Here is a 12,673-nt window from a genome sequence, read left to right on the forward strand (position 1 = left end):
ATGTCCTTTGAAATAAAGCATTGGCTCTTTTGATTATATTAAACTTATATAATAAACATCACTCACAGAAAACAGAAATGTGCTCTTTTATAACCTATAAAGTTTTGGTATAAGAACATGTAATTTTCTATAGTTGTTGCCTTTTTAATTCCTCCATCCGTTTTACCCAATCATTAATTTGTTGGTCAATTCGATCGGCATCTTCATTAATTTCCTTTTCTTTTTGATCAAGTAAGTGTTTATTCAAATTTTTTAGCTGTTTTTCATAGTTTTTGAGCTTTTCCTTTAGCCTTAGCTTTTGCTCTTCTGATATCATTTTCTCATTTGCCAATAATGTAATGGCACTATCAAATCTAATTTGCTCAACAAACATTCCCGAATCGATGCTATAAAATTTCATTTGTACATGATTTAATGGTCCCCATGATGCGGTGCCCACTTTCGGTGAAGACCATTGTTTTCCTATAATATCTAAGAAGCCAGGTGGAACCCATTTATTTGAAATACCTTGATTAAGCTCATCAGGATTGTCAGCTTTTAAGTATTCTCCATTACCTGCCTCTGCTACTGCTTTTAATTGGTCCTCCGATTTTTTATCAACATTAAAACCAATAATATTTACCTTATGTGTAGAATCTTTGGCAAATTTCTGCGCTTCTTGAACAGGATCTCCTCCACATGTCTCCGCACCATCACTGACGATATATACAATAATAGCTTCGGATGAACCCTGATTATCTTCACGAACTTTCTTGATTGCATTGGCAAGTGGTGTCCATCCTTTCGCTTGTACATGATCTACCGCCTCAGAAAATGCCTTTTCTTCATACTTATCCATTGGATAAACCTCATCAATGGTAGAACAAGAAATTTTTTTATCCTTATCCTCTTGTGTACCCGCATGTCCATAAACATATAAGGATACATTACTTTTCGCACCAATCGTTTTCGCAAATCTTCGTACAGCTGTCTTGGCAATTTGCATTTTTTGTTCACCATCTACCTTGAGAATCATACTGGAGCTCGCATCTAACAAGATGATTGCTTTTGATGGCGTACCTTTCTTTTGCTCTTTTACCGTTTCTTCTTCGGGTTCAGGTAGATAGGGAAGATCAAAATTAGCTTTATACGTAATTTGTTCTTCTAATAATTGTTGATTAATATTACTGCCTAATAAATAGATAAGTGATTTAAATACTAGATCTTCATCTTTTGACTCCTGTAGCACTTTTTCCATTTCTGTAATGAATCCCTCTTTTACCTCATCGACAGAAGCTGGCCATGCAGAGGTTTCATGATTATAATCAAAATTTACCGAAAGCTTTCCAGGTTTTATCTTTTTCCATTCCTCAATCGTATTTGGTATAGTAATATCTTCAATTTCTTTAATTAACTCTGATCCCTTTGGCTTTCTATCTACAGTTTTAATATTCGAGGTCTTTACCTTTTTAGTGGATGTCTCCGTTTCTGATGAGCAACCTACAATTAATAATAATAAAGTACATCCTATACATATAAATAAACGTTTTAGTAATTGCATATTCTCTCCTACTTTCCAAAAACTATAAATCTTTTTATATTACAGCTATTAGGGAGAAACTAGAAAGGAACTCAAATAGTTCCTTCCCCACCTGTTGATTAAATGTAGTTATTCATTAAACTTGTTTAAATGGTTTTTCCGTATAAAAGGTATTGCAAGTCCTACAAAGATAAAACTTAACGGGAAATTCCCATCATCTAATACATACTCTAGAATTTCAACTGGTCCATAAATACAATAGATAAAAATCATTAACCAGAAATAAATCCTTCTCCATTTCCTCTCCTGTTTTGACATTATCCCATCTCCCTATGTTAATTGAATAACTCCTTGCTATATCTTTCTTTTACGGTTTATCGTTATATTCTGTTTCATCATTAGTATATAAATATAAAAAAAGAACTGTACTAATATTCCGCACAATTCTTTGGTCCTTTTATTTCAAACTATAGTATAGGAAACGTAAGAATCACGGTCGTTATAAAAAGTATTAATACTTCATTCACCATTTAACTCTAGATTCCCTATTACCATTTTAAAATATCATTAAATAAGAAAGGCTTTTTTCTCAAACAAACTAGCGCCTGAAGACCATTGCACCTTTCATTTCTCTGTGAAAAGAGCTGGAAACTCCATAAGAAAAGAACCACTTATAGAAACAAGAGGAAACTTCATTATTTCTAAAAAAATTTTTATACTCAGTCCTTTGGTGAAGAAATCTCCCCAATTCTATTAATCATTCTCTTCCCATGTAATCTCTTCATCCCCCAGAGGGATCCAATTATCAGAAATACCTAGTGTCAGACTGGATAGAAAACCTATTTCTGGTCCAGCTGATTCTTGAAATAGTTTTTTTCGAAACCCCTTGATATATTTATCATAAGCTGTAGCATTAAAGTCGTTAGAGGCTCTTATATAAATCCGATTATCCTTTAATCTAATTTTCGCTTCATCTATATTCCCCTTATTTTCAGCAATAGTGTCTCTAGCCACACTTATCATTGTTGGAACAGCGCTTTGTAATGCACTTTCTAGCAAATTCTTTAGAAGTTCAGGTTCAAAGCCACCACTCAATTCACTTGTTATAGCACGATCCATTGCTTCTAAACTGATTTCATTACTACTATAATCTCTATATCTGGGATTACTACGGATACTTGACTCCATTTCAGCTATTTTTTCAGAAAGTAATTTTGGTAGAGGATCGAGATTCAGACTTAAGATGTAATTATCATAACTACTTATGGATGGACTAAGATTATCATAAATAACTGAAGTAGCAGCGAAGCTTGCTTGTTGTGAGGTTGTGTTTGCATGCTCCTTCACTGCAAGAACCTTTGATAAATTAAGAACGAATAAAAATAAAACCATCATCCCTCCTAATACACCAATCCAGAGTAGAGTCATACTTCCTTCTTCATTTTTTATGATTTTATTAAATTTGTTCATTAATCAATCGTCCTCCCACTTGCAGATGAGGAAAAGGAATATGATGGTGTTCTTCCACCAAAGAGCTTTTTAGGAAGAAATATATAGTTTATTTTTACATTGACAGTAGCTTTGAATTTCTTTCCTGGAGGTATTGAAGTATCCTGAAAGCTAATGTTATCTCCATTCATATCTACAATTTTCTTAGCAGCATCTGATGCTTCATTTGTATCCTGTGTAAGTGAATAAACTTTTGCAGCCTCATTAGCGGCTGACTTTGCTACGACAACGGCATGTATAGTAACTCCAAACTGCCAAATAATTGCAACAAGAATCAAAACAAATGGGATCATTCCTAGAAATTCAATGGTCGCTGACCCGTCTTCTTTTTTAAGTATTTTCTTCATTAACCTCATAGCAAAGCTCTCCTTTATTTAAACTTCTTACAATGCTGTACTATGATCTTCCACATTAAGCATATTTAAATTTTCTCTCCACTTAATGGTGCTGGAAGTAAGTAAAACGATAAAAAAAGGATAGAATAAAGTATTTAAAAAGATTTGTGAAATGACTAATGCAGCATACGAAGTCGTTATACCCAATATCAATTGATTAAGAACGATTCCAATGGCTAATTCAAATAACCCAAACACCAAAATATAGAGTAATAGTTTCAGCCAATGTTTTTTATAGATAGTAATTGTTTCTTTTAATGATTTCCAAACAGATTTATTATCAATCACAGCAATAATAGGGGCTGGTATAAATATTGAAAAGAGAATTAATCCTGGCAATATATAAAGCATAAAACCGATTGTTGTCAAAAAAGACAATACTATAGCAAATATAAAAATATTAAAGCCTTGCACTAAAAAAGTATATATGGCATTTTTCAGAGGCTTCTCATGTCCCATGTAGTCATTATATGTTAACTTAATGAATGGAATTTGAGCATATAAATAGAGTAATAAGGTTAAAAATCCATAATAGGTATCTCCTGCTGAATGAATTGTTCCATTAAAAGGTGTAACTGCATAAATAAAATTAGTAAGAAACAAATGGAAAACTAACAATGGAATTTGGATAATTGCAATTAATAATAGAATTTTTTCATACTTACTTGTAAATAATGCTATCGCATATTTAAATGGCTTCTCCATAATATCCCTCATCTTATATATTTAACGGGTGCCTTAAATTCTTCATTACCTTTTCTTGAAATTCCGCAGCACTTTTTTGAACCTCTATTTTCTTTTTTGTTAATTGTTCTTCAGTTGTTAGACTCTGTATACTTTTTTCAAATTCAAATTTTTTTAATTCATTACCTAATTTTTCACTATATTGAAGCATTCCCTTCAAGAACTTTCTGCTTTCATTTGGAATTTTTTTATCCAAATTGATTTTATATATTTCATCTCTAAATTGTTCTAATAACTTTATATTCTTATACACTGAACTACTGTGGTTATACTGTAACATGTCAGCCTTAAAAACAACCTCAAGTGTATACTCAATATCATTATCCGATATAACATTTTCCTTCAATATTTTACTATCATAGAATTTTTCATATTTTTTATAAAGATCAATCGATTCAATATGGGACTTTCTTAAATCAATGAATAATTTCAAGCCCTCTATTAACGTTTCATTTGAACTATTTATGTGATGTTTTAAATATTCTTCTACTGGGTTAATAATGTCGGTGAAAAATTCTGGACCCACACTTGCCCGAGATCCAATCTCTCTAAAAATATTCCCCGATGCTCCTGAGAATAAAACCAATTTTGGAAGAGCTTGTAGATATTCATCTTTTAAATGACCTTCTAATGAGATCACGGCATAGCCTGTTTCTACTTCTTTCCTTTTGTATGTAACAAGATAATATTTATTTCCATTAATTTCATATGAGAAAGGATTTAATGCGTAGTCTTCAAACAACCTTTTATACTTTTTTACTTCTTTTATCAATTTTTCGACTTCCATCATCTAAAATCACCTTTTTTTTTGGCTTATAACTTTATTAAAAGGGGCTGTCTACTAGATATCTGCCAAAGTTGCTTTTTTAGACAACCCCTTTTTCTTAGCTAAACCAACCTTTTACTTTCTTCCATCCATTACTAATTGCCTTAGCAGCTTTGTCTTTTACTTTTACAATTTTATCCCAATTGTCTGCAGCTAGTTTAGTTAATTTAGAAGCTCCCCAAATCACTGCACCCCCTGCAATCAATACTGTTCCTGCAACCTGGGTACCAGGGAAGTATTCTAGAACAACTCCTGCATTCATCATTGTCTCACCTAAGCTTGCCGTTGCATCTGCAACAGCGGATACCTTTTTAGATGAATCAGCATTGCTTTTTAAGACGTCTATTGCTTTTGCACCTTTAAAGCCAGTTTCGAAAGCTCCATAACCTGCACCTATAGCAGACGTAACTACGTTGAACTTAGAAACTGCCCCCACATTTAATCCAGTAATGGCGCCTCGAGTTTGAGTGCTTCCAATAGTTCCAGCAGGATTAAGTGTATTGTAAAGTTTCATTGCTGCTGTAGAACCATCTTTAACTTTTGAATAAGCATCCACCGTTTCGGAGGCACCATTAATATACCATGGGGTCTTATCTCCCATCCCTACTTTTACACCATTTAACACTAAATTAGTGTAAAATTTCCCAGCCGATCCTGCAGGAAATTGATTAGGGTTTCCCATGAAGTCACCGATCATTCCTATTTGACCGCCGATAATATCATTACCAACGTATTTTGCAACTTCATATCCATACGGTAAATTAATATCTAATATGGAGTTTGGGTCGCCAAAACCACCACTTCCGCCTCCACCACCGGCACTACTACCCGATGAAGGAAAATATGATGGAAAATTAGGTCCCAATGGATTCATTGGGTCATAAGCGTAATTGGGGTTATTCCAAGGGTTACCATTTCCACCCTGTCCATTCCATCCATTCCCATTTGGGTTGCCTGAAGAGTTCCACGCATTTCCGTTGGAATTACCTGTAGAGTTCCAACCATTATTGCCCCAACCGTTCCCGTTTGGATTGCCTGTGGAATTCCAGCCATTATTTCCCCAACCGTTTCCATTTGGATTGCCTGTGGAGTTCCAGCCATTATCTCCCCAGCCGTTTCCATTTGGATTGCCTGTGGAGTTCCAACCATTACCTCCCCAGCCATTTCCATTTGGATTACCTGTGGAGTTCCAACCATTATTCATCCATGGATTAAGATACCATGGGGTGCTACTCCATGAAGTTCCGTCCCAATCACTATTATTCCATCCGTTCCCGTCCCACGGATTACCTGAGAAAGGAGGAATTGACCAAGATGAACCTTCCCATGAATTTCCTGACCAACCGTCTGCGCTCCAACCTTCACTACTCCAGGAGTTCCCTGTCCATGGTGTTCCTGTCCAAGGCTTCGCTGCTGCTGCAATGATCGGGACAGAAAATGCTTGAAGAAGTACGAGAATTAAAGCAAAAAAAACTAGTATTCTACCAATAAATTTTTTCACCTGTACCACTCATTTCACTTATGATTCAATCACCACCGCTGCCTGATTATTGTTGAGTATTAGTATTATATTTTTCATTGATCTTTTTCTTGAGATCTTCTATTTCTTTAATATTAATTTCCTTTAAATTTTCCTCCATTTCCTTTTTTGTTTGAATCACTAGTTCTCCAATATTTTTTCTGATCTTTTTCAGTTGATCTTCTTGCTTAAATGTAATCTTACCTTCATCTCTTAGAATGGATAGCATATAACCAATATTCAAATTTTGCCTAGTTGCTCTATAACCCCAGTCATTAGTAAGTCCTAAAATATCAAAACTATTATCCACTCGAAGAGCCTCTGCACTTCTTATTGAATCTTTTTTCCATCTCTCCCAATTCTTAAGTACCTCTTCTGCACGTTGAAATTCCTTTTTCAATTGATCACCACTTGTAACAGTGGTATAGATTCCATTTGCACTTTCTGCAACTTGCTTCAGTTGCTTCTGGGCTTCGGAATCTACATTAAATCCAATGACATTAATAATAGGTGCAACATTAGATGAGGCAAATGATTTTGCGACCTTCACAGGATCTCCATCACAAGTTTCAACCCCATCACTTACTAAATAAATAAGATTTGTATTTGTTTTAGCATCGAATTTAGCTAATGACTGCTTAGATTCCTCTAATGCTTTCGCGATAGGTGTCCAGCCACTGGGTTTAAACTTATTCAATGATTGATTGAACTCAGTTTGCTTGTACGGACCGAAACCATAAACTTGTTCTATACTTGAACATGATAATGCTTTATCAGAATCGGCTCCAAAACCTTTATGTCCGTAAACCCTAAGCGATATATTTGCTTCTTTAGGCAAACTTGATAGAAAATTATTGATAGATTCTTTGGCTAAATCCATCATGGTTTTTCCATTAATTGTATTTGCCATACTACCACTTGAATCTAAAATAATTTCAATATTATAATTGTCTTTAAACTGAAAACGTGATTCAGGTAAATCTGGATTTCCTGACATAGAAAATTCCCATTTATTAAGCAGATCATTGGGGTCCTGAAAATCCGTAGCAACAAGTGAATAAATATATTTCATATACTCATTTAACTCTTCTTCACTAGGATTTTCGTTTAAAGGAGGTAAATCCTTAATTTCCTCCTTTACTTTTGATGCAATTTCGTCAGACAATATTTCTTGATCCGCAAATTTTCCTGGGGATTGTGTAATTAAATCCTCCGCAGTTGTAGGAAGTTCTGGCAAGTTGTCGAATATTTTCGTTGTAGTTTCTTGTTTACTTACGTTCCTGCTACTTTCTACACTTTGTTCATTTTTAGGTTGTTTTTTCTCGTGGTGGTCTTCGCTACTATTATCTACATTTTTTTGACTACAACCAGCCAATACTAGAACGATTATTAGTAATATTAGTAGAGTGAGTTTTCTGTATTGAACTTTCCTTTGCACCAAAAATTATTCCCCTCCCATTTTTTCAATCCAGCCTTTAAATTTATCTAGGACAGTCGTTCCAAATTCAGTATTTGAAGAGAATGCCGTTGAGATTAATCCAACTACAATAACTACAACAGCAGCAATACCAATCCATTCAAGTGTTTGTGAACCCTTTTGGTTATTCACCAAATTACTAAATCTCATATTTGTCTTTAATAAAAAAGCCCTTAATTTTTTCATATTGTCATCCTCCACATTTTTTATCTGTATTTTATTAGTACTACAATTTAATAAGATTGCTAGATTATTGAAGCATATTAAAAATACTATTTTCCCCATATATCATGTTTAATATCATTAGTCCGGCAATCATCAATATCGAAACAGGTGCAACAATAAATGTTGTTACTAGTGTCACTTTCGGTGAGGCTTTCGCTGCTAATTCTTTCACTTGTTCTTCTCTCAGTTTTCTCATATCTTCAGCTTGAATTTTAAACGTCGTAGCAATAGGTACCCCTAAGTTTTGACCTTGTATAAGTGACTTGATAAGACTCTGAAACTCAGTATTATCATTTCTCGATAACAGATTCCGATAAGCAGTTTCTCTCTGGACGCCTAATTCAATTTCATAATTAAATCGAGAAAATTCTTCTCTTAGAGGTCCATCGAAAAAACGAATCACCTCCCTCAATGCCTGATCTAGATTAATACCAGCTTGAAGACTAGTACTAATCGTATCTAAAAAGTCAGGTAAATCCTTTCTAATCAATTGTTGCCTCTTTTTTGCTTGATTACGTACGATTATAATAGGTAAGAAATAACCTAAAATCGGCAGAAATATAATTGAGTATTGTGAAAATGGCAAACCAATAATTAGGGATAACACTCCTACAAAGAATCCAACGATAAGTAAAAAGATTTTCAATCCCTGAAATCGCTCAACAGTTAGATTGTAAGAATTACCTGACTTTCTCAACCAATTTTCCACATCATGATTTTCGCTAAAAAAATTGACTCTCTGTCCTAAATCTGAGAAATCTTCCGCATATTTAGTTAGCTTCTGAATAAGCAGGCCTCGTCGATTTTTCTTTTTTGTTTTCTTTTCAAAAACATCTGTATAGGTTACATCTGAAATATGCTCAAGCAGCTCACGCTTTTCTCTAGAAAATACGTAATAATGACGAATAGCCATCCAAATAGTAAACCAGAATAAAATGATCATTAATATAATAAGAGCATCCATACACTTACACCTTTATATCAGAGATTTTTCTTATGAGAATAAACGAAATGATAATTCCTAAAAGGAATAATATTAAAATAATAATTCCTGGTAATGTCCACAATGGATCTGTAAATCCATCCACCACATTATTCATTACTAGTAGAATAAAGATTGGCAAAGCAGGAACAATAAATGATACATATCTTTGCTCAGATGTCATCGTCTTAATAGTCTGATTAAGTATTTTCCTATCTTCTAACGTATTGGACATGGTTTCCAAGGTTGCAGCTAAATTACCTCCGGTTTTCGTTTGAATAAGGATGGTTGAAATAAATAATTGAAAATCGCGAGACTTATTTCTTTTTTGGATTGATCGTAAAGCAATTTCTAAAGGAACCCCGAGCTTTAACTGATTGGATATTCCTTTGAATTCTTTACCAGCTGGTGCTGGTATCTCTTTAGAGACTAAATCGATTCCTTGGCTGATAGTCAATCCAGATTTTGCTGCACTTCCTAGTAATCTACATATATCTGATAATTGGTCATTAAACCTTTCCTCGTACTTATTTTTTCTCAAATAGAACATAAGGAAGTGGGCACCTATTAGAATACCTATTGAAATAAGTATGTTTATACTTGCTGAAGTTTTAAAAAATTTCCCTAATAAAATGAACAGGATAAAAAAACCTAAAAAATGAATTCCCAAATATTCTGATGGTAATAGTGGCACATTAGCACCAATCAATTTATTGGATAGGGCCTCTGCTTGTTTTGATTGATCAAATCGGTCACCGACCACACTAATAAAGCTTTTTCTTTTTTCCTCAGGGAACCATTCATTCACTTTATTTCCCCATGCCCGCTTTTTTGAACGATATCCTAGATAAATATAAAATGCCCACAAGAGGAATAAGACGGCCAGGCTATACAGGATGGACACTGCTGTACTCATAAACAATCCCCCCTTTTGGTTCGAAAATAGCTGGATCCATTTGAATACCATTGATCGTAAATCGTTCGAGACATTTAGGAATCGTACCTGTTGCAGTGAATATCCCCTGAATTTGCCCTTTAGAATTGATGCCTGTTCTTTGAAATCTAAAAATATCATGGACTTGTATTTTATTATTCTCATCCACATAGACTTCTGATATATTAGTAATTCTTCGTGTTCCATCACTTAAACGATCGGCTTGAATGATGTAATCAAGCGCACCAACGATGTATTCACGAATAATATGTGTCGGTAAATCCATTCCTGCCATCACAACCATACCTTCTACACGATTAATTGCATCTGCTGGTGAGTTCGCATGGACAGTTGTTAATGATCCTTCATGTCCTGTATTCATCGCCTGTAGCATATCAAAAGCTTCTGAAGCACGTACTTCCCCAACGATTATTCTATCGGGTCTCATACGAAGTGCATTCTTAACCAACTGACGTATGGTAACATCCCCTCTCCCTTCAACATTGGGTGGCCGAGCTTCTAATCCAACAACACTTGCTCGATTTAGTCTTAATTCTGCAGAATCCTCAATCGTTATAACCCGTTCATACTCAGGAATAGCTTTTGCTACTGCATTCAATAATGTAGTTTTACCACTCCCTGTCCCTCCAGAAATAAGAATATTCATTTTTACCTGAACAAGGGCCTCTAAAAATAAAGACATTTCCTCTGTTAATGTTCCATTTTCAACTAAATCCACCATCTCAAAAGGTACTTTTCTAAATTTCCTGATCGAGATCAGGGTTCCATTCAAGCTTATCGGTGGAATAACAGCATTTACACGGCTTCCATCTGGTAATCTGGCATCAACCATCGGTGAACTTTCATCAATTCTTCTTCCTAATGGAGCAACAATGCGATCAATAATATGTCTAACATGTGATTCGTCTCTAAATTTAACTCCTGCTTTCTCTAATCTTCCGCTTTTTTCAATAAATACTTCATCCGGTCCATTGACTAGTATTTCCGTAATTTCATCGTCCTTTAAAAAGGGTTCAAGTGGACCAAAGCCCACACTTTCATCTATTAATCTAGTTAAAAGTAGTTCCTTATCTGTACGTGGAATAACTACTTTTTCCTCCGATAAAAACTGATTAATCAATCTTTCAATAGTTAACCGCTTCTCACCTTCTGCTAGACTAATTAGTGTTTCTAGATTCGTTTCTGTCAATAACCTAGATTTATAATGTTCCACTAACTGATCAATATATGGGTTAAATGGTTGAACATTCACATCGGATATAGCTTCCTCTACTTCTGGCCGATCGATTTTCCGTCGAAATAAAGACATGTTCATTTCCCCCTTCTTATAAAGAAATTGGCCATTATTTCAACATCGAGGTTACCCATTTTTGTATGTCCTTTGCAGCAGGAATCAGCTTCTTTTCCTTTGGTTCCTTACGTATAGGATTCCCTTGGTTTATTGCTGAAAGAACGCCTTTTGCATCTCTGCGTATTTGAGCAGTTATAGGATATTTAACAAACTTCTCTAAATCCTTCTTTGTTAACTCGTTTTCACTACCTGAGTTATTAATCACAATATCCATGCGATCATTTGTAATAATACCTAATCGTTGAAATAGTACTTCTACATGTTTTAATCCCTTGATTGCCGGTGTATCTAAAGTCATCACATAATATACTCGATCAGCATCCTCTAAAACAGCTGCCCCTACCTCATCCATATATGAAGGAATATCAACAATGACAAAATCATAGCTCCTACGACATGCCTTTAATAGGCTCTCAATGAATTCTGAATCTATACTTTCTGCTAATTCCGCATCACGTGGGCTTAATAGTACATCAAGTTTTGAATGCGTTTCTTTTTCTGCTACATTGCGTATATGATGCTCATTTATTTCTCGAATAACTGGTTTCAAATCAATGATTGAGCGACTACTTTCCATACCAAGAAACGTTTCCGCTCCTCCATATTGAAGATTTAAGTCTATATATAGTACCTGTGCAGTTGATTCTAATTTCAATGTTTGAGCAAACAATGAACTTAAAAAGGTTTTACCACTTCCACCTTTTCCACTATAGAATGCAAAGACTTGACCGCTCCCCCTCTGAAATGTTCCCGAGGTAGCAGCTAGTTCTGTCATTGTCTTTCTTTGTAAAAACATGCTATTTAATTTATCATTCAATAAAGGCAATTCATCAGGGATAACTAAAAAATCTGTAGCCCCTGCTCTTATTACATCTCTATATAATTCAAAGTCTTGTGAATCATGAATAAAAAGAATCGTTAAGTTAGGATTTTCTTTTCGCATATAGTGAATTGTATCTATCGGATTTTCTGTTTTGCTATTCAATAATATAGCTATATTTAATTCCTGCTTTTTAACTTCATTCCGAACATAGCGTGTTTCAATTAATTGAACTTCAAAGGATTCAGTAATACTTTCTGCTACTAATTTATATTGATCATTTTCCTCTCCAATAATGACAATTCTTTGTGATTTCTCCATACTTTTGCTCTCCTTACCCCAGTCCTCTTC

The 12,673-nt window shown here is 34.5% G+C and carries 13 protein-coding genes; all 13 read right to left on the reverse strand.

Annotation, left to right across the window (positions count from 1 at the left end):
- Window positions 1-127: 127 nt before the first annotated feature.
- Entirely contained in the window at window positions 128-1,540 is a 1,413-nt protein-coding gene (locus I5818_RS23900; protein WP_071975570.1) for a vWA domain-containing protein, read from the reverse strand.
- 108 nt (window positions 1,541-1,648) lie between these two features.
- Window positions 1,649-1,837: a hypothetical protein gene (locus tag I5818_RS23905; protein WP_058006689.1), complete on the reverse strand. Its 189-nt coding sequence runs from the start codon at window positions 1,835-1,837 to the stop codon at window positions 1,649-1,651.
- Between the two features lie 435 nt (window positions 1,838-2,272).
- Window positions 2,273-2,989, reverse strand: a complete 717-nt coding sequence (locus I5818_RS23910; protein WP_058006690.1) for a hypothetical protein — start codon at window positions 2,987-2,989, stop codon at window positions 2,273-2,275.
- Entirely contained in the window at window positions 2,989-3,384 is a 396-nt protein-coding gene (locus tag I5818_RS23915; RefSeq protein ID WP_078110113.1) for a TadE/TadG family type IV pilus assembly protein, read from the reverse strand. The genes I5818_RS23910 and I5818_RS23915 overlap by 1 nt, the downstream gene beginning before the upstream one ends.
- A gap of 27 nt (window positions 3,385-3,411) precedes the next feature.
- Window positions 3,412-4,128 (reverse strand): YciC family protein, encoded by a 717-nt coding sequence (locus I5818_RS23920; protein WP_058006692.1) that lies wholly within the window; start codon window positions 4,126-4,128, stop codon window positions 3,412-3,414.
- Between the two features lie 13 nt (window positions 4,129-4,141).
- The gene (locus I5818_RS23925; protein ID WP_071975574.1) at window positions 4,142-4,957 is read right to left on the reverse strand and encodes a hypothetical protein; all 816 of its coding nucleotides are present in this window, start codon (window positions 4,955-4,957) and stop codon (window positions 4,142-4,144) included.
- 94 nt (window positions 4,958-5,051) lie between these two features.
- On the reverse strand, window positions 5,052-6,494 hold the full coding sequence (locus I5818_RS23930; protein WP_058006694.1) for a hypothetical protein: 1,443 nt from the start codon (window positions 6,492-6,494) through the stop codon (window positions 5,052-5,054).
- A gap of 46 nt (window positions 6,495-6,540) precedes the next feature.
- Entirely contained in the window at window positions 6,541-7,950 is a 1,410-nt protein-coding gene (locus I5818_RS23935; protein ID WP_235849640.1) for a VWA domain-containing protein, read from the reverse strand.
- A gap of 6 nt (window positions 7,951-7,956) precedes the next feature.
- Entirely contained in the window at window positions 7,957-8,175 is a 219-nt protein-coding gene (locus I5818_RS23940) for a hypothetical protein (protein WP_058006696.1), read from the reverse strand.
- Between the two features lie 64 nt (window positions 8,176-8,239).
- Window positions 8,240-9,178: a type II secretion system F family protein gene (locus tag I5818_RS23945; RefSeq protein WP_071975575.1), complete on the reverse strand. Its 939-nt coding sequence runs from the start codon at window positions 9,176-9,178 to the stop codon at window positions 8,240-8,242.
- Window positions 9,179-9,182: 4 nt separating this feature from the next.
- On the reverse strand, window positions 9,183-10,112 hold the full coding sequence (locus tag I5818_RS23950) for a type II secretion system F family protein (protein WP_078110115.1): 930 nt from the start codon (window positions 10,110-10,112) through the stop codon (window positions 9,183-9,185).
- Window positions 10,084-11,460: a TadA family conjugal transfer-associated ATPase gene (locus tag I5818_RS23955; protein WP_078110116.1), complete on the reverse strand. Its 1,377-nt coding sequence runs from the start codon at window positions 11,458-11,460 to the stop codon at window positions 10,084-10,086. The genes I5818_RS23950 and I5818_RS23955 overlap by 29 nt, the downstream gene beginning before the upstream one ends.
- 34 nt (window positions 11,461-11,494) lie before the next feature.
- Window positions 11,495-12,643 carry a CpaE/TadZ family protein gene (locus I5818_RS23960; RefSeq protein ID WP_078110117.1) on the reverse strand — a complete coding sequence of 383 codons (1,149 nt, stop codon included), beginning with the start codon at window positions 12,641-12,643 and terminating at the stop codon, window positions 11,495-11,497.
- Window positions 12,644-12,673 lie beyond the last annotated feature (30 nt).

The organism is Heyndrickxia oleronia, assembly GCF_017809215.1.
Taxonomy (GTDB): Bacteria; Bacillota; Bacilli; order Bacillales; family Bacillaceae_C; genus Heyndrickxia; species Heyndrickxia oleronia.